Source organism: Anaerobacillus sp. MEB173 (genome assembly GCF_052119505.1).
Taxonomy (GTDB): domain Bacteria; phylum Bacillota; class Bacilli; order Bacillales; family JBJMAU01; genus JBJMAU01.
This window is the reverse complement of record NZ_JBJMAU010000003.1, coordinates 181,923-198,998: the sequence shown is the minus strand read 5'-3', so window position 1 is coordinate 198,998 and position 17,076 is coordinate 181,923. Positions and strand designations below refer to the sequence as shown.

Sequence of the window (17,076 nt, the reverse complement as noted above, 5' to 3'; positions counted from 1 at the left end):
AATAATGGGGAAAATAGCGTTTTTATTTCCAGGCCAGGGTTCACAGGAAGTTGGAATGGGCCAATCGTTAGCAAACGAGAACGAAAAGATTGCTGAAATTTTTAAAAAAGCTAATCAGCGTCTAAATGTAGATCTGTCTTCGATTATTTTTAATGGCCCTGCCGAGGAGCTAACACTGACTGCTAATACACAGCCAGCTATTTTAACAACAAGTATTGCTGTATTAGAGGCGATAAAAGAATATGATATTCAACCTGATTATGTTGCAGGCCATAGTCTTGGAGAATATAGTGCGCTTGTTGCTGCTGGTGCGCTGTCTTTTGAAGATGCCGTTTACGCTGTCCGCCAAAGAGGTACATTTATGGAAGAGGCGGTTCCGGCAGGCCAAGGAGCCATGGCAGCAATCTTAGGAATGGACCGTGATCAACTTGAAGATGTGACAAATGAAGTTTCAAATGCAGGAGATTCAGTACAATTGGCGAATTTAAATAGTCCAGGGCAAATTGTCATCTCAGGCACAGCTGAAGGGGTAAGAAAAGCATCGGAACTTGCTAAGGAAAAAGGGGCTAAACGGGCCATTGCCCTACAAGTAAGTGGACCATTCCACTCTTCGTTAATGAAGCCGGCAGCCGACAAACTTTCTGAAGTTCTAAAGGAGATTACAATTCAAGATGCTTCGGTTCCAGTTATTGCAAATGTTACAGCACGAGAAGTGACATTTGCAAATGAGATTGAAGAAAAATTAATTGAACAGGTTTATTCACCTGTATTATGGGAAGACACTGTAAGACGATTATTGGATTTAGGTGTAGAGACATTTATAGAAGTCGGTCCAGGAAATGTATTGTCTGGTCTCGTTAAGAAAGTCCACCGCAGAGCAGCAGTATTTGCCGTAAGTGATCGTGAGAGCTTACTAAAAGCCGTTGAAAAAATAAAGGAGGACTGTTAGCATGCTTGAAGGTAAAGTAGCACTCGTAACTGGGGCATCAAGAGGAATTGGACGATCTATTGCTTTGGAATTGGCCAGAAGCGGTGCTGATGTAGCGGTTAACTATGCTGGGAGCAGAGAAAAAGCCGAAGAAGTTGTGAGTGAAATTGAAAAAATGGGTAGAAAAGCGATAGCGATCCAGGCAGATGTTGCAGAAGCTGAATCTGTTGCAAACATGATTAAAGAGGTTGTTGGTCATTTTGGTTCGTTAGATATTCTAATTAATAATGCTGGAATTACCCGTGACAATCTGATCATGAGAATGAAAGAAGAGGATTGGGATGCAGTTATCGCAACGAACTTAAAAGGTGTGTTCAATTGCTCAAAAGCAGTAACACGACAAATGATGAAGCAGCGTTTTGGACGTATCGTCAATATTACATCTGTTGTCGGTGTGTTAGGGAATGCCGGACAAGCAAATTATGTGGCTGCAAAAGCAGGTGTCATCGGTTTAACGAAAACATTGGCAAAAGAGTTGGCTAATCGTAATATTACTGTTAATGCAGTCGCTCCAGGGTTTATTGAAACGGATATGACTGACACATTAACCGATGAAATTAAAACAGAGATGTTACGCCAAATTCCGCTTGCTAAATTAGGACAGCCAGATCAAATTGCTACTGTTGTTCGATTCTTGGTGAGTGAAGATGCCAGTTATATGACTGGTCAAACATTACATGTTGATGGCGGCATGGTTATGTAATCTTACCGGCGAACTAAATTTTTGTTGCCCGCGCAGTTGGAAATCATGTATACTTTTTTTCTGTGCAGTTAGAGAAATACGGAGAATGATTATTCAGGTTAATCTTTCCTAGTTTTTTTAGCAATTATCACATATAATACTTGAGAGGAGGTGAGCGGTAATGGCAGAAGATATTTTAGTGCGTATTACAAAGATTATTGTTGATCGTCTTGGAGTAGATGAGGCAGAAGTGAAAGTAGAAGCATCTTTTAAAGAGGACTTAGGTGCTGATTCACTAGATGTAGTTGAATTAGTAATGGAACTTGAAGACGAGTTCGACTTAGAGATTTCCGACGAGGATGCAGAGAAGATTTCTACTGTTGGAGATGTAGTTGAGTACATAAAGAATCAGCAGTAGTATAAATGCAAGTCCCGTATCTTAACAAGTACGGGGCTTGAAATCTATTTAAAATACAAATGAATAAATGAACTCTAAAAGGTTCTTGGAGGTTATAATGCAACAATCTTCAAAAAATATCCGAAAAGTGGGTTTTAATAACGGTCAACCGAGAAGAAGAGCTACAAAACGAATTCAAATTAGTGCCGCTCATAAACAGAAATTTGAAAAACTGTTAGAGAGGGTTGGTATAACATTTACTAATGAGAAATTACTTTATCAAGCATTTACTCATTCATCCTATGTGAATGAGCATCGTATTCGTCCATTCCAAGATAATGAACGACTTGAATTTTTAGGAGATGCAGTATTAGAATTAGCTGTTTCACAGTATCTATATAAAAAGTTTGAAACAATGAGTGAAGGTGAAATGACAAAGCTTCGTGCAGCGATTGTTTGTGAGCCATCTCTTGCTAGCTTTGCCAATGAACTCGTGTTTGGAGAACTTGTTCTGTTAGGTAAGGGAGAAGAAATGACTGGAGGCAGAAGTAGACCGGCTCTACTTGCTGATGTGTTTGAATCTTTTGTTGGAGCCCTTTATTTGGATCAAGGATTAGATGCTGTTTATCAGTTTTTAAATCATACGATTTATCCTAAAATCAATCAGGGTGCTTTTTCTCATATGATGGATTTCAAAAGTCAATTACAAGAGTTTATCCAAAGAGATAATCTTGGAATTATCCAATATCGAATTGTTCAAGAAAGAGGACCGGCACATAGTCGGGAGTTTGTTTCAGAAGTTATATTAAATGGTGAGACATTAGGAATAGGTATCGGCCGCTCAAAAAAAGAAGCTGAGCAACAAGCGGCTCAGAAAGCATTGCAAAAATTTATGGAATCGCAAAAGCTCCTGTAATAAATTACAGGAGCTTTTTCATAAAAAGTTATCGTTTTCTTAATTTTCCTATCTCAGTGATAATGGCATCGATTTCACTCACACTAAATGATTGTTTTTTTATAATCATCTCATAAATGTCTTTTAATTCTTCATATTCCTCTGTATCAAAACTTTCAGCTCTGATTGCACCACCGTTAACGACTTGCAATTTGTCTTTAATTTTTTCGATCATATACTCGATATTTTCTTTACTTTGTACTGTTAAATCCATTTTTAGCCAATCCGTCCTTTCTATGCTTTCATTTTTTTTTACTAGCATGTTTATTAAGTATACCGTTAATTTACTTGGACGGCGAACTTTTCATGTTCACATGTTTCATTTTTTTTAGGAAAGGCAATTTGTTTATGATAAAATATATAAGTTGCATTACTGTTAGATACTTGCTCTGACATTTTAACAAAGTTTGAGTAAATCGTTGATTTTTATATAGTAAATGAGGGTGATAGAGGATGTTCCTCAAAAAGTTAGATGTGGTTGGTTTTAAATCTTTTGCAGAGCGAATTTCCATTGATTTTGTTCCAGGGGTCACTGCTGTTGTTGGACCGAATGGAAGCGGCAAAAGTAATATAACTGACGCAGTTCGCTGGGTCCTAGGTGAGCAGTCTGCTAAGTCATTAAGGGGGGCAAAAATGGAGGATATCATTTTTGCTGGCAGTGACTCGAGAAAATCATTAAACGTAGCAGAGGTAACCCTTACTCTTGATAATCAAGATCAGCACTTAGCGATTGATTATAGTGAAGTAAGTGTTACAAGGCGAGTCTATCGATCTGGTGAGAGTGAATTTTTTATAAATAAACAAGCTTGTCGTCTTAAGGACATTATTGATTTATTTATGGATTCTGGTTTAGGAAGAGAAGCATTTTCCATTATTGGACAAGGTAAAATAGAAGAGATCCTTAGCAGCAAATCAGAAGAGAGAAGATCGATTTTTGAAGAGGCTGCTGGGGTATTGAAATATAAAACAAGAAAAATAAAAGCAGAAAAAAAACTTGCAGAAACTGAAGAAAATTTAGTGCGTGTTGAGGATATTCTTCATGAACTTGAAGGGCAGGTTGAACCATTAAAAATTCAGGCCTCAATTGCTAACGATTATCTTCAAAAAAAGGACGAACTCAAAAATGTTGAGGTTTCTTTATTAGTACATGAGATTTCTGATTTGCATGCGACGTGGGAAGAACAAACAAAAAAAGTGGAAACTTTAAAGGACAATCAACTAAAGCTTTCTACGTTGATTACATCAGAAGAAGTGAAAATTGAACAGTATAAGACCACAATCGCAGAGTTAGATGGCAGAATAGAACAATTTCAGCATGAATTATTAACCGCCAGTGAAGAACTTGAGAAAAAAGAAGGTCAAAAAGAAGTCTTGAAGGAACGAAAGAAAAATTATACTCAGCATAAACGGCAATATATAGAGACGATAGGAACATTAGAAGCACGAAAAGATGAGTATGAAAAAAAGCTTAGCGTAGAAAAAGAAAATTTCCGGCAACAAAGAGAAAAGCTAACAAAGATCACAGAACAATTGCAATTAGAAATGAACCTTGTTAATGACCTCGAGCAAGACCTTGAGGAAGAACTTGACCGTCTTAAGTCTGATTATATTGAAATGTTAAATGAACAGGCATCATTAAAAAATGAGCATCGTTATTTAACAGAACAAATTCAGCAGCAACAACAAAAAAGTAAACAATTAGATGAAAATAATGCGAGTCTTATTGATTCACGTGAATTAGCTTCCAGAAAAAAAACCGAGATAGAAATGAAACAGCTGCAAGTACGAAAACAGCTTGATCAACATGTAACGACCTACCGTGATTTTCAGACTGGGCTGGAGAAAAAACAAAAAGACTATCAGCAAAAAGAAGCGAATCTATATCAAGCCTATCAACATTTGCAGCAGTTCCGCTCTCGAATTGAAGTGCTGCAAGAAATGCAAGCAGATTTCTCTGGCTTTTTTCAAGGGGTTAAGGAAGTACTAAAAGGAAGGGATAAGCAATTAACGGGAATTGAAGGTGCTATAGCTGAGTTGATTACTGTTCCGAAAGACTATGAGGCAGCAATTGAAACGGCTCTAGGAGGAGCAGCCCAGCATATTGTTGTTGCTACAGAAAAAGATGCGAGACAAGCCATTCAATTTCTAAAAAAACATCGCTTCGGTCGAGCTACTTTTTTACCGCTAACAGTTATTAAAGGACGCAATCTTTCATGGCAAGAACTTTCAATGCTTGAAAAGGAGTCTGCTTTCGTAGGGATTGGATCAGGTTTAATTCATTTTGATGATCGTTATAAACAAGTCCTTTTGAATTTACTTGGTCATGTTGTCATTACGAAAAACCTTCAAGGGGCAAATGAAATTGCCCGTAAGTTACAACATCGTTATCGAATTGTTACTTTAGAGGGAGATGTCGTCAACCCAGGTGGTTCTATGACAGGCGGAAGTATAAAAAAGAAAACTACGCCATTACTTGGCAGACAACGTGAATTAGAGACATTAATAGAAAAACAGCAAATCATGGAATTACAAACAGAGAAGCTTGAAAAACATGTAAAACTGTTAAAACAAGAGATGAAAGAACATGAACAGAAGCTTGAGCAAATGCGAAAAACAGGAGAGTTTCTAAGATTGGAAGAGCAGCAATTGAAAGCTCAGCAACGTGAACATGAGATAGAAGAGAACAATGTGAACGAGAGATTGCGATTGTATGATCGTGAGAAACTCAGTTTCGAATCTGAGCGGCATCGGTTAAAAGACCGCTTGCTCCAAATTGAAAATCAGTTAAAAAAAATGAGTACAGAAATTAAAGAAATCGAAGAAAAGGTTGAACTCTTAACGGAAAAGAAAAAGAATCAGCAAATGTCAAAGGAACAAGTACAGTCATCAATTACAGAATTAAAGATACAGTATGCAACGGAAGATGAGCGGTATAGTCGGATTAAGCAAGAAATAGAAAGATTAACGACTGAGTCTAATGAAATCAATCAGCAACTTGAAAAAGTCCAGGAAGAGTATATATTGCTAGAGAATGAGATGAATTCAAATTCAACTGGTGAAGAAAGTCTTGAAGAAATCATCTTGAAAAAAAGACATGAAAAGGATGAATTACTGCACTCTATTTCACGTGAACGCCAAAAACGCCTGACTGTTCACCAACAATTAGATGACATGGAACGGGAAGTTAAGGAATTGAAACGGAATCACAAACAAATTGTTGATCTTTTTCATGTTGAGGAAGTAAAGACGAACCGTTTAGAGGTTGAGCTAGAAAACCGCTTAAATCAACTTCGCATTGATTATGAATTAAGCTATGAAGCAGCAAAAGAAAAGTATCCATTAACAATTGACCTAAAAGAGGCTAAAATGAAGGTGAAGCTAATAAAATTGGCAATTGCAGAGCTTGGTACGGTAAATTTAGGTGCGATTGAAGAATATGAGCGGGTCTCGGAGCGATATCACTTCTTACATGAGCAAAAAAGTGATTTACAGCAAGCGAAAGCAACGCTTGATACTGTGATTATTGAAATGGACGAGGTCATGACAAAACGTTTTTATGACACATTTATCCAAATTAAGGAGCATTTTCAAATTGTGTTCAAAGAATTATTTGGTGGAGGCAGAGCTGATTTACAGCTATCGAACCCTGAAAACTTGCTAGAAACAGGTGTCGATATTGTAGCACAACCTCCAGGGAAGAAGCTGCAATATCTTGCCCTCTTATCAGGTGGAGAAAGGGCCTTAACAGCCATAGCATTAATGTTTGCGATTTTAAGAGTTAGACCTGTTCCATTCTGTGTTCTTGATGAAGTGGAAGCAGCTCTTGATGAGGCGAATGTCAGTCGTTTTGCTAATTATTTAAAAGAATTCAGCAAAGAAACTCAATTTATAGTTGTTACACACCGGAAGGGAACAATGGAGGGCGCCGATGTTCTATACGGAGTTACAATGCAGGAGTCCGGTGTCTCAAAGCTTGTTTCTGTAAGGCTTGAGGAGACGAGGGAATTGCTTACAAGCTAATGGAATTTAAAGTTCAAAGTTCAAAGTTGAAAGGCGATTAAGGAGGTTTGATTTATGAGTTTTTTTAAAAAGTTGAAAGAGAAGATTACAGGCCAAACGGAGTCTGTTACCGAAAAGTTTAAAGAAGGACTTTCAAAAACGAGGGACTCATTTGTAGGAAAAATGAATGAACTTGTTAGTCGTTATCGCAAAATTGATGAAGAATTTTTTGAAGAACTTGAAGAATTGTTAATCAGTGCTGATGTTGGTGTAGCGACGGTGATGGACCTAATCGATGATTTGAAAGATGAAGTAAGATTACGTAATATTAAAGATACAAAAGATATCCAGCCGGTAATTTCCGAGAAGCTTGCTGAGCTCCTTGATAAATCAGGTGAAGATGGCGAAGTTAACATTCAAACTGATGGGATGACGGTTATTCTTATGGTTGGTGTAAACGGTGTTGGGAAAACAACAACAATTGGGAAGCTTGCCCATAAGTATAAAGAAGAAGGGAAGGAAGTACTTTTGGCAGCCGGTGATACGTTTCGGGCAGGAGCGATTGAGCAGCTAGAAGTATGGGGAGACCGCGTTGGTGTTAGCGTAATAAAACAACAAGCGGGGTCTGACCCTGCAGCTGTCATGTATGATGCCATTCAAGCAGCTAAGGCAAGAAATGTCGATGTGCTGCTATGTGATACTGCTGGCAGACTACAAAATAAAGTGAATCTGATGAATGAACTTGAAAAAGTAAAACGTGTCATTGAACGTGAAATTCCAGGTGCACCACATGAGGTATTACTTGTCCTTGATGCGACAACTGGACAAAATGCAATGTCACAAGCAAAAACGTTTGGCAAGGCAACAGATGTTTCTGGAATTGTGCTAACAAAATTAGATGGCACAGCAAAAGGGGGAATTGTCTTAGCGATACGTCATGAATTGGATATCCCGGTAAAATTTGTAGGTTTAGGTGAAAAGATGGACGATCTTCAGGAATTTAATCCAGAACAATTCGTATATGGTTTATTTTCGGAAATACTTGAGGCAAAAGAAGAGGAAGAAAATTAGAGAGTTTTATAGTGTTAAGGAAAATCCTTGACACTGTTTCTCTTTTCATGTAACATACTGTTTTGTAAAGGTGATTCACTTAACAAGGGGATGGTTCCATGTTAGAAAAGAAGTTAAGGATGAATTATCTGTATGACTTCTATCAACCGCTGCTTACAGATAAGCAGCAAAAATACATGTCGCTCTATTATTTGGATGACTTGTCCCTTGGTGAAATTGCAGAGGAGTTTGAAGTAAGCCGTCAAGCTGTATATGATAATATAAAGCGGACCGAGACGATGCTTGAAGAATACGAAGCAAAACTAAATTTGTTCAGGAAATTTGAACAACGGACTCAGCTCATTTCACACTTAAAGACAGCTGTACATGAAAAGGCGACTCCTAAAGAGATCCTAGAACTCATTGATACTCTTGAGAAACTAGATTAGGGAGGCGACAGCGATGGCATTTGAAGGTTTAGCCGAACGTTTGCAAAATACATTAAGTAAAATTCGTAGTAAAGGTAAAGTTTCTGACGCTGATGTTAAAGAAATGATGCGTGAAGTCCGTTTAGCTCTTTTAGAAGCAGATGTTAACTTTAAGGTTGTTAAAGACTTTATTGCACGAGTGAAAGAGAGAGCAATTGGACAAGAAGTTTTGAAAAGCTTAACACCTGGTCAGCAAGTCATTAAAGTTGTAAATGAGGAATTAACAGCTTTAATGGGAGGAGAGCAAAGCAAAATTGCTGTGGCAAACAAACCCCCAACTGTCATAATGATGGTAGGATTACAAGGGGCGGGAAAAACAACGACATCAGCAAAGCTAGCGAATCATCTCCGAAAAAGCCATAATAGAAAGCCGTTACTAGTTGCAGCTGACATTTACCGTCCTGCGGCAATTAAGCAATTAGAAACATTAGGGAAACAGCTGAATATGCCGGTTTTTTCGTTAGGAGATCAGGTTAGCCCTGTTGAGATTGCAAAACAAGCGATTGAAAAAGCCAAGGAAGATCATCATGATTATGTCATCATCGATACAGCGGGTCGTCTGCATATTGACGAAACGTTAATGAATGAACTTCTAGAAGTGAAAGAAGTAGCACACCCCGATGAAATCTTGCTTGTTGTCGATGCGATGACTGGACAAGATGCAGTGAATGTGGCTGAAAGCTTTAATGAGCAACTAAGTGTAACTGGAGTTGTGTTAACAAAGCTAGATGGTGACACACGTGGAGGAGCTGCCCTATCAGTAAAGGCTGTTACTAATACACCGATTAAGTTTGCCGGGATGGGAGAAAAGATTGATCAGTTGGAACCTTTCCATCCGGACCGAATGGCTTCGAGAATTCTAGGCATGGGTGATGTCTTGACATTGATTGAGAAAGCTCAGTCAAATGTTGATGAAGAAAGAGCACGTGAACTGGAAAAGAAAATGCGAACAATGGATCTTACGTTTGATGATTTCCTTGAACAATTAGGTCAAGTTCGCAATATGGGTCCTCTTGATGAAATTTTAGGGATGATTCCTGGTATGAACAAAGTAAAGGGCCTTAAGAATGTTCAAGTTGATGACAAACAAATTGGTCGTATTGAGGCAATCGTTCGTTCAATGACGAAGGAAGAAAAAACAAATCCCAGCATTATTAATGCTAGTCGAAGAAAACGAATTGCCAAAGGTAGCGGTACAACCATCCAAGATGTAAACCGCTTAATCAAACAATTCGATGATATGAAGAAAATGATGAAACAAATGACAAATATGTCTAAAGGAAAGAAAAAAGGTGGATTTAAACTGCCTTTTATGTAAATCTTGATGCTAGCAAGGTGCAATGCTTTTCTAAATAAGATATCCAAATTCCTGGTTGAAAACTAACGGAATTTATGATATAATAAATAATTGTGTGAATTTATTTTGGAGGTGAACACGAATGGCAGTTAAAATTCGTTTAAAACGTATGGGAGCTAAAAAATCCCCATTTTACCGTGTAGTAGTTGCTAACTCTCGCGCACCACGTGATGGTCGCTTTATCGAGGAAATCGGCACATACAATCCGTTAACAAACCCAGTAACAGTTAACATTGACGAAGAAGCAGCATTAAAATGGATGCTTGATGGCGCAAAACCATCTGATACAGTTCGCAATCTTTTCTCAAAAGCTGGTTTAATGGAAAAGTTACACAATGCGAAAAACCAAAAGTAATATAACTTTGTAGTTTGTAGCGGCAAAGATATCATATAAACAAATAAGTCAAAGGTGGGAGAGAAATGAAAGAGTTAGTTGAATCAATAGCCAAAGCTCTTGTTGATCATCCCGATGATGTTCATGTGACGGAAACGAATCACGAACAGACCTTAACAATAAAGCTTTCCGTTAACCCTGCTGATATGGGGAAAGTAATAGGAAAGCAAGGACGTATTGCAAAAGCGATTCGCTCGGTTGTTTATGCGGCCGCTGCAAATCAAAAGAAACGCATTAATGTTGAGATTGTCTAAAAGGGCGAGGAATTTCCTCACCCTTTTATTTTTTTGTTTACTACTGTTTTGATTATTGGGGATAGTGTATAGTTTAAACTGAAAGACTAACAATAGTAATTATTTATTTTACGCTAAATTCTACATTTAAAACTTAAAACTGTAGTTGGGGGCGGCGGATGAGAATAATCAAAAAGGTTGTCGTAAAGCAAATACTAACTGAGAAGAGAAAACAGCATTTATTATCAAAAATTTCGTCACAAAAAGTTCAATTAGCAAAAGAAATTCAACAACTAGAGTTTCAATTACATAAAAATGTCAAGAATAGTAAAAACAATTTTGAGCAGCAAGCGGCATTAAAAAAGAGTTTTACGAAAGAAATTAAACAGCGCAACGAAAAAATTAAGATTTTAGATTTTCAGGCTGATCAGGTTGAAGGATTACCATTAGGGGTAGAAATAAAAGATCAAACTGTTGACTCGATTTGTGATGTGCGAGTTGGGGATCATTGGTCAAAGTTAATGGAAGAAACTGAGATTATTATAAAAGACGATTTGGTTCATGAAATTAGAAAAGGAAGAGTAGAAAATGATGAAATGGTTTAATGTAGGTAAAATTGTAAATACCCATGGTGTAAAAGGCGAAGTGCGTGTTATTTCAGCAACAGATTTTGCTGATGAGCGGTACGCTGTTGGTTCGCGTTTACGGTTAGAGCATGATCAATTAACTGATCCGGTGACTGTTACAATTTCAGGTCATCGCAAACATAAAAATTTTGATTTGCTAACGTTTGATGGCTATAACAATCTTAATGATGTTGAGATTTTTAAAGGTGGTACACTGAAAATTTCAGAAGATGATTTATCAGATCTTGATGAGGGAGAGTACTATTATTTTGAAATCATCGGCTGCAAAGTGATTTCGGATGAAGGTGAAGAATTAGGGGTTATAAAGGAAATTCTTTCCCCAGGAGCTAATGATGTGTGGGTAATTAAAAGGAAGAAACAAGGGGAAAAAGATTTGTTAATTCCATATATTGATGATGTCGTAAAAGAAATTAACATTGATAAAAAGCAGATTACAGTGCATTTATTAGATGGGTTAGTGTAAGAGATGAAAATAGATGTATTAACACTTTTTCCGGAAATGTTCTCTGGTGTACTTGGAAGCTCTATTTTAAAAAATGCACAGGAGAAAGGCCATGTATCCTACAGTGTGACAGATTTCAGGGAGTTTACCACGAATAAACATAATCGTGTAGATGATTACCCGTACGGTGGTGGCGGTGGGATGGTATTAACACCGCAACCAATCTTTGACGCGGTCGAATCGATAACAGATGGGGAGCAGGAGGCTAACCGAAGAATTATTTTATTATGCCCTCAAGGAGAACGATACAATCAAAAGAAAGCAGAAGAGTTTGCAGCAATGGATCACTTGATTTTCATCTGCGGTCATTATGAAGGATATGATGAACGAATTCGTCAACATTTAATTACCGATGAAATCTCGATTGGCGATTTTGTCTTAACTGGTGGAGAGTTAGGAGCAATGGTTATTATTGATAGTGTTACACGCTTGCTTCCTGGTGTTTTAGGTAATGAATTTTCTGCAGTGACTGATTCGTTTAGTACAGGCTTGCTTGAATATCCTCATTATACGAGACCTTCTGATTTTCGCGGTATGAAAGTTCCTGATGTGTTGCTTTCAGGACACCACGGGCGTATTGAAGAGTGGAGAAGAAAGCAGTCGTTAAAACGGACATACGAGCGTAGACCAGATTTATTAGAATCATATGACCTGACCGACGAAGAAAAAGCCTGGCTACAAAATCTTGAGAAAGATAAAAAATAATCAACATTACTATTGTTCTCAGTGTTTGTATATGATATTATAGAACTTGTGGCAAATGCCAGTGAATAAGATGTTCCGCTGCAAAGATTACTAGCTTTGTATAGAGCATCTGTATGGAAGGAGGGAACATTACGATGAACAATATTATCCGAGAAATTACGAAGGAACAATTAAAAACTGACCTTCCAACATTCCGCCCTGGTGACACTGTACGTGTTCATGTAAAGGTCGTTGAGGGAACTCGTGAGCGTATCCAAGTATTTGAAGGCGTTGTTATCAAGCGTCGTGGTACTGGTGTTAGTGAAACGTTTACAGCTCGTAAAATTTCTTATGGTGTAGGTGTTGAACGTACATTCCCATTACACTCGCCGAAAATCGATAAGATCGAAGTGATGCGTCGTGGTAAAGTACGTCGTGCTAAATTATACTATTTACGTGCACTTCGCGGTAAAGCGGCTCGTATTAAAGAAATTAGATACTAGAAGTAAAGAAAGGAGCTTGATTTCACAAGCTCCTTTTTTCAACTTATTTTAGTTGTTAGTTTCTATTTAGTTGCTATATAATATTCTTATTGTGAGTGTTTGAAACGGGGATAACGTTTGACTGCTGTTTTCCGGTGTTTTGAATATCATTTTAAAATGAAACGTGTAGTAGACATAATGGAGGGAAGCTTATGTCGAGTGCGAAAAATGAAACGTGGGAATGGACAAAGGCACTGTTTGTTGCTCTCCTTTTAGCGGTATTAATTCGCTACTTTTTATTTGCACCAATTGTTGTTGATGGGGAATCAATGATGCCGACGTTGCATGATCAAGATCGTCTAATCGTAAATAAGATTGGCTATACGATTGGAAGTCCTGAGAGGTTTGATATTATTGTTTTTCATGCTACATCAGAGAAAGATTACATAAAACGAATTATTGGGCTGCCCGGTGAATCAATTCGATATGAGAATGACATACTTTATGTAGATGGTGAACCGATAGACGAGCCTTATTTAGATTTTTATAAACAACAGGTTACTGATGGTGGAAGCTTAACGTATGACTTTACGTTAGAAGAGGTAACGGGTGAATATGTTGTCCCTGAAGGACATTACTTTGTTTTAGGAGACAACCGGCGTCATAGTAAGGATAGTCGTAATATTGGTAATGTCCCAAAAGAAGAATTTGTTGGGAAAGCAAATATTGTCTTTTGGCCACTGTCCGATATTCGAATTGCAAAGTAGGTGAAAGTCATGACTATTCAATGGTTCCCGGGCCATATGGCCAAAGCAAGAAGGGAAGTTACAGAAAAATTAAAGCTTATAGATGTAGTGATTGAGCTGGTTGATGCCAGAGTTCCATTATCTTCAAGAAACCCGATGATTGATGAAATTGTTACTAATAAGCCAAGGCTGATTCTATTAAACAAAGCTGATATGGCTGATCCTGCCCTTACAGAAAAATGGGTGTCGTATTTTGAAGGAAAGCAGTTTAAGGTGTTATCGATTGATTCTCAATCAGGAAGAGGTGTTGAGAAAATTTCAGCGGCTTCAAAGGAATTGGCATCAGCTTTACTAGATAAATTGAAGGCAAAAGGGATGAAACCTCGTGCTATTCGTTGTCTAATATTAGGAATTCCAAATGTTGGCAAATCGACGTTGATTAATCGCTTAGCAAAGAAAAAAATTGCCCAAACAGGAGACAGGCCAGGAATAACTAAAAAACAACAATGGATTAAAGTAGGAAAAGATATGGAACTATTAGATACTCCTGGAATCCTTTGGCCGAAATTTGAAGATCAAACAATAGGTTTTCGTTTGGCAGTGACGGGGGCAATTAAAGATGAAATTCTTGATTTTCAAGATGTCGCTGTCTTTGCTCTTCGTTATTTAAAAGACGTATACCCAGAGCGCTTAAAAGAGCGTTACAAATTAACAGATATTCCTGATGATGTCATAGAGTTGTTTGATGAAATTGGCAGAAAACGAGGCTGCTTATTAAGCGGTGGATATATCGATTATGATAAAGCGGCAGAACTAATTTTGAGGGAATTGCGGTCCGGAAAATTAGGTCGTTTAACATTTGAACAACCTTAGATAGATTATCAGGATAAAAGACACGTCTTTGGCGTGTCTTTTATCGATTGTAGAGACAGTTGTAAAGAAAACCCTATTGACTGTCGATAGAAAGAGTAAAGATAAAAAGGACGATTAATTTATGGGGAAACTTTCAATTAAAGAGATAGAAGAAATATTATTTGATCCATCTAATGTATTAACAAAGCAGAAGTTAAAGGAACTTTCAAAAGATGACCGTAAAGGTGTACAAAAATTAGTTAAGAAATGGCAGCGGCAGCGGGAAGAGCAAAAAGAACTAGAGAAAAGTTTTGAAAAGATGTCCATTTATGAAAATGCACTGCGAAAGGAAAATAAGAAAATCATTGCCGGGATTGATGAAGTAGGAAGAGGACCACTAGCAGGGCCTGTTGTTGCTGCAGCAGTCATTTTACCGGATGATTTTTATTTATTAGGGTTAAATGATTCTAAGAAACTAACGAGTAAAAAGCGAGATGAGTTTTATGAATATATCATCGAACATGCCTTTGCGGTGGGCATAGGCATTATTACTGCTAAGGAAATTGATGAAATCAATATCTATGAAGCAACGAAAAAAGCAATGATGACTGCAATATTAGATTTACCTATTGAGCCAGAACATCTGTTAATCGATGCAATGAAGTTACCGATATCACTTCCGCAAACTTCAATTATTAAAGGAGATCAAAATAGTGTTTCGATTGCCGCAAGTTCAGTTATTGCAAAGGTTACGCGCGATCGAATAATGGAGAAGTTGGGAAGCCGTTTTCCTCAATATGGTTTTGAGAATCATATGGGTTATGGAACAGCGCAGCATCTTAATGCGTTAAGTGAGTATGGGGTCATGAATGAACATCGCAGGTCGTTCTCACCTATTAAGGAGTTAATGGAAAAGGAACAACAAATGAAGCTTTTCTAATAGAGTAAAGTGCATACAACGGTTTAATATTTGGGAGGAAATCAATGTTTAATGCCAATTTAGTTCAGCATCTATTAAAAGGAGTAGACCCAGTACATTTGAAAACTGTCCCATTAAAATCCGGGCAAATTTTTCAAGGTAGAATTGTAAAACTATATCCTGGTCAACTGGCATCACTTCAATTAGGAGGGATCGCATTAACGGCAAAGTTAGAAGCGGCATTAACACAAGGAGAACGTTATTGGTTTCAAGTTCAATCAGGAGAGGGGATTCCACACCTAAAAGTAATCGATCACAATACAATACGAAAGCAAACTTCAGGGACTCAGCAATCATTACCAATGAAACAGTTATTACAGCAATTTGGTTTGGCGGTAAGTAAAGAAAATGAGTTTATTCTTCAACATTTTTCAAAAGAAGAAGTTCCATTTTCAAAGGAAGATATTCGTATTGGTGGTGAACTACTAACTAAATCTGGGATGATTAATAAGGATGGGATTACAATTTTAAAGACGATTCTCCAAAAAAATCTCCCGCTTTCATTGTCTGTTTTTCTAGCTGTTAAACAAACCCTTTTTGGTGATTCGATATCAAATCAACTTGCACAACTGACTTCAATACTTGAAAACAAATCGAACGAAGACAAGCAATTCCGGTTACTTTATCAGCAGCTACGTCAAATTAGTACTGAAGTTATTATCACATCAGTCGAAACAAACATTGAAAACTTAAATAAAGTAAAAGGGCAAACAAATATCGTTCAACATCTTCACAAAGTAATACAATTAATAGGTTTAAATTATGAACATGAACTACAACAAGCGGTTGGGAATCAGCGGTTAGAAGAGATTACTTTTGAACGATTAAAGCCACTTTTACTCAAGGCATTACAGACTCCTATTGATTCATCAATTAAGCAACGTATAGAGTCATTAATACACCATATTACTGGATTGCAATTATTTTATAGTGAGCAACATGGACCTCTTCAGCAATATATGGTTCAAATTCCACTTACATTAGGTCAATTTCAATCAGATTTAACCGTTCAATGGCAAGGGAAAAAAAACGAAAAAGGAGATTTGGACACCGATCACTGTCGAATTATTTTATATTTACAGCTTGAACATTTACAAGAAACAATTATTGATGTACAAATTCAGAACAGAGTAGTCGCTATCCAAATTTATAATGAAAAAGAACGGCCAGCTTCTATGATTAGTGCCTTACAGCCTATACTGCAAGGCAATCTTGAAGAGAACGGGTATCATTTATCAATTGTAAAATGGACACAGGTAACGAATCGTCCTAATAAAACAACGATAACTAAAGGTCCACAGCGATATCAGCAACAAGCACTATATCAAGGGGTAGACGTACGAGTATGAAAATAAACCAAAATCTAAATAGAAAACAGGCGGTTGCTCTCGGTTATGATGTAAATCGTGATCAAACACCTAAAGTCATTGACAAGGGCCAAGGCTTTGTGGCAGAAGAAATCATCAAGGTGGCTAAAGAAAACCAAATTCCTATACAGGAAGATTGTTCTTTAGTACATCTCCTGCAGCAATTAGAAATTAATGAAGATATCCCTGTAGAATTATATGAGGTTGTTGCTGAAATATTTGCTTTTGTATATCGACTTGATCAAAAGAAGTAATCCTTCACTACAAAATTGAA

At 37.3% G+C, this 17,076-nt stretch carries 20 protein-coding genes; 19 read left to right on the top strand and 1 reads right to left on the bottom strand.

The window, feature by feature from the left end; all coding sequences use genetic code 11:
* Positions 1-4: 4 nt before the first annotated feature.
* The 4 genes from fabD to rnc all read left to right on the top strand — a co-directional run bounded on the left by fabD (position 5) and on the right by rnc (position 2,983).
* Positions 5-949, top strand: coding sequence for an ACP S-malonyltransferase (gene fabD / locus ACJ2A9_RS08675; RefSeq protein ID WP_441421243.1), 945 nt, complete (start codon positions 5-7; stop codon positions 947-949).
* Between the two features lies 1 nt (position 950).
* Entirely contained in the window at positions 951-1,691 is a 741-nt protein-coding gene (fabG, locus tag ACJ2A9_RS08670) for a 3-oxoacyl-[acyl-carrier-protein] reductase (protein WP_441421242.1), read from the top strand.
* A 160-nt stretch (positions 1,692-1,851) separates the two neighbouring features.
* A complete protein-coding gene (gene acpP / locus ACJ2A9_RS08665; protein ID WP_441421241.1) occupies positions 1,852-2,088 on the top strand; it encodes an acyl carrier protein in 237 nt (78 codons plus the stop codon).
* 97 nt (positions 2,089-2,185) lie between these two features.
* Positions 2,186-2,983, top strand: coding sequence for a ribonuclease III (gene rnc / locus ACJ2A9_RS08660; protein WP_441421240.1), 798 nt, complete (start codon positions 2,186-2,188; stop codon positions 2,981-2,983).
* A 28-nt stretch (positions 2,984-3,011) separates the two neighbouring features.
* Here rnc and ACJ2A9_RS08655 read toward each other — a convergent pair whose 3' ends face one another.
* Positions 3,012-3,236 carry a DUF1128 domain-containing protein gene (locus tag ACJ2A9_RS08655; RefSeq protein ID WP_441421239.1) on the bottom strand — a complete coding sequence of 75 codons (225 nt, stop codon included), beginning with the start codon at positions 3,234-3,236 and terminating at the stop codon, positions 3,012-3,014.
* Between the two features lie 239 nt (positions 3,237-3,475).
* Between ACJ2A9_RS08655 and smc the strand changes: the two genes are divergently transcribed.
* The 15 genes from smc to ACJ2A9_RS08580 all read left to right on the top strand — a co-directional run bounded on the left by smc (position 3,476) and on the right by ACJ2A9_RS08580 (position 17,056).
* Positions 3,476-7,042: a chromosome segregation protein SMC gene (gene smc / locus ACJ2A9_RS08650; protein ID WP_441421238.1), complete on the top strand. Its 3,567-nt coding sequence runs from the start codon at positions 3,476-3,478 to the stop codon at positions 7,040-7,042.
* 54 nt (positions 7,043-7,096) lie between these two features.
* Entirely contained in the window at positions 7,097-8,092 is a 996-nt protein-coding gene (ftsY, locus tag ACJ2A9_RS08645) for a signal recognition particle-docking protein FtsY (protein ID WP_441421237.1), read from the top strand.
* A gap of 98 nt (positions 8,093-8,190) precedes the next feature.
* Positions 8,191-8,520 carry a putative DNA-binding protein gene (locus ACJ2A9_RS08640; RefSeq protein ID WP_441421236.1) on the top strand — a complete coding sequence of 110 codons (330 nt, stop codon included), beginning with the start codon at positions 8,191-8,193 and terminating at the stop codon, positions 8,518-8,520.
* 13 nt (positions 8,521-8,533) lie between these two features.
* Positions 8,534-9,877: a signal recognition particle protein gene (ffh, locus tag ACJ2A9_RS08635; protein ID WP_441421235.1), complete on the top strand. Its 1,344-nt coding sequence runs from the start codon at positions 8,534-8,536 to the stop codon at positions 9,875-9,877.
* Between the two features lie 121 nt (positions 9,878-9,998).
* Positions 9,999-10,271, top strand: a complete 273-nt coding sequence (gene rpsP, locus ACJ2A9_RS08630) for a 30S ribosomal protein S16 (protein ID WP_441421234.1) — start codon at positions 9,999-10,001, stop codon at positions 10,269-10,271.
* A gap of 65 nt (positions 10,272-10,336) precedes the next feature.
* Positions 10,337-10,564: a KH domain-containing protein gene (locus tag ACJ2A9_RS08625; RefSeq protein ID WP_441421233.1), complete on the top strand. Its 228-nt coding sequence runs from the start codon at positions 10,337-10,339 to the stop codon at positions 10,562-10,564.
* Between the two features lie 158 nt (positions 10,565-10,722).
* Positions 10,723-11,148 (top strand): YlqD family protein, encoded by a 426-nt coding sequence (locus tag ACJ2A9_RS08620; RefSeq protein WP_441421232.1) that lies wholly within the window; start codon positions 10,723-10,725, stop codon positions 11,146-11,148.
* Positions 11,132-11,653 (top strand): ribosome maturation factor RimM, encoded by a 522-nt coding sequence (gene rimM, locus ACJ2A9_RS08615; protein WP_441421231.1) that lies wholly within the window; start codon positions 11,132-11,134, stop codon positions 11,651-11,653. Before ACJ2A9_RS08620 ends, rimM begins: the two co-directional genes overlap by 17 nt.
* A gap of 3 nt (positions 11,654-11,656) precedes the next feature.
* Positions 11,657-12,397, top strand: coding sequence for a tRNA (guanosine(37)-N1)-methyltransferase TrmD (trmD, locus tag ACJ2A9_RS08610; RefSeq protein WP_441421230.1), 741 nt, complete (start codon positions 11,657-11,659; stop codon positions 12,395-12,397).
* Between the two features lie 134 nt (positions 12,398-12,531).
* On the top strand, positions 12,532-12,879 hold the full coding sequence (gene rplS / locus ACJ2A9_RS08605; RefSeq protein ID WP_441421229.1) for a 50S ribosomal protein L19: 348 nt from the start codon (positions 12,532-12,534) through the stop codon (positions 12,877-12,879).
* A gap of 191 nt (positions 12,880-13,070) precedes the next feature.
* Complete coding sequence (gene lepB / locus ACJ2A9_RS08600) at positions 13,071-13,625, top strand: signal peptidase I (protein WP_441421228.1); 555 nt, start codon at positions 13,071-13,073, stop codon at positions 13,623-13,625.
* Positions 13,626-13,634: 9 nt separating this feature from the next.
* Positions 13,635-14,477: a ribosome biogenesis GTPase YlqF gene (gene ylqF, locus ACJ2A9_RS08595; RefSeq protein ID WP_441421227.1), complete on the top strand. Its 843-nt coding sequence runs from the start codon at positions 13,635-13,637 to the stop codon at positions 14,475-14,477.
* Between the two features lie 121 nt (positions 14,478-14,598).
* Positions 14,599-15,396: a ribonuclease HII gene (locus ACJ2A9_RS08590; protein ID WP_441421226.1), complete on the top strand. Its 798-nt coding sequence runs from the start codon at positions 14,599-14,601 to the stop codon at positions 15,394-15,396.
* A 44-nt stretch (positions 15,397-15,440) separates the two neighbouring features.
* Positions 15,441-16,784, top strand: a complete 1,344-nt coding sequence (locus ACJ2A9_RS08585) for a hypothetical protein (protein WP_441421225.1) — start codon at positions 15,441-15,443, stop codon at positions 16,782-16,784.
* Positions 16,781-17,056, top strand: coding sequence for an EscU/YscU/HrcU family type III secretion system export apparatus switch protein (locus ACJ2A9_RS08580; RefSeq protein WP_441421224.1), 276 nt, complete (start codon positions 16,781-16,783; stop codon positions 17,054-17,056). Before ACJ2A9_RS08585 ends, ACJ2A9_RS08580 begins: the two co-directional genes overlap by 4 nt.
* The last annotated feature ends 20 nt before the right edge of the window (positions 17,057-17,076 follow it).

Bases quoted from the DNA above. Each gene is read 5' to 3' on its own strand.
- fabD (WP_441421243.1), top strand. From the start codon at position 5: ATGGGGAAAATAGCGTTTTTATTTCCAGGCCAGGGTTCACAGGAAGTT.
- fabG (WP_441421242.1), top strand. From the start codon at position 951: ATGCTTGAAGGTAAAGTAGCACTCGTAACTGGGGCATCAAGAGGAATT.
- acpP (WP_441421241.1), top strand. From the start codon at position 1,852: ATGGCAGAAGATATTTTAGTGCGTATTACAAAGATTATTGTTGATCGT.
- rnc (WP_441421240.1), top strand. From the start codon at position 2,186: ATGCAACAATCTTCAAAAAATATCCGAAAAGTGGGTTTTAATAACGGT.
- ACJ2A9_RS08655 (WP_441421239.1), bottom strand. From the start codon at position 3,236: ATGGATTTAACAGTACAAAGTAAAGAAAATATCGAGTATATGATCGAA.
- smc (WP_441421238.1), top strand. From the start codon at position 3,476: ATGTTCCTCAAAAAGTTAGATGTGGTTGGTTTTAAATCTTTTGCAGAG.
- ftsY (WP_441421237.1), top strand. From the start codon at position 7,097: ATGAGTTTTTTTAAAAAGTTGAAAGAGAAGATTACAGGCCAAACGGAG.
- ACJ2A9_RS08640 (WP_441421236.1), top strand. From the start codon at position 8,191: ATGTTAGAAAAGAAGTTAAGGATGAATTATCTGTATGACTTCTATCAA.
- ffh (WP_441421235.1), top strand. From the start codon at position 8,534: ATGGCATTTGAAGGTTTAGCCGAACGTTTGCAAAATACATTAAGTAAA.
- rpsP (WP_441421234.1), top strand. From the start codon at position 9,999: ATGGCAGTTAAAATTCGTTTAAAACGTATGGGAGCTAAAAAATCCCCA.
- ACJ2A9_RS08625 (WP_441421233.1), top strand. From the start codon at position 10,337: ATGAAAGAGTTAGTTGAATCAATAGCCAAAGCTCTTGTTGATCATCCC.
- ACJ2A9_RS08620 (WP_441421232.1), top strand. From the start codon at position 10,723: ATGAGAATAATCAAAAAGGTTGTCGTAAAGCAAATACTAACTGAGAAG.
- rimM (WP_441421231.1), top strand. From the start codon at position 11,132: ATGATGAAATGGTTTAATGTAGGTAAAATTGTAAATACCCATGGTGTA.
- trmD (WP_441421230.1), top strand. From the start codon at position 11,657: ATGAAAATAGATGTATTAACACTTTTTCCGGAAATGTTCTCTGGTGTA.
- rplS (WP_441421229.1), top strand. From the start codon at position 12,532: ATGAACAATATTATCCGAGAAATTACGAAGGAACAATTAAAAACTGAC.
- lepB (WP_441421228.1), top strand. From the start codon at position 13,071: ATGTCGAGTGCGAAAAATGAAACGTGGGAATGGACAAAGGCACTGTTT.
- ylqF (WP_441421227.1), top strand. From the start codon at position 13,635: ATGACTATTCAATGGTTCCCGGGCCATATGGCCAAAGCAAGAAGGGAA.
- ACJ2A9_RS08590 (WP_441421226.1), top strand. From the start codon at position 14,599: ATGGGGAAACTTTCAATTAAAGAGATAGAAGAAATATTATTTGATCCA.
- ACJ2A9_RS08585 (WP_441421225.1), top strand. From the start codon at position 15,441: ATGTTTAATGCCAATTTAGTTCAGCATCTATTAAAAGGAGTAGACCCA.
- ACJ2A9_RS08580 (WP_441421224.1), top strand. From the start codon at position 16,781: ATGAAAATAAACCAAAATCTAAATAGAAAACAGGCGGTTGCTCTCGGT.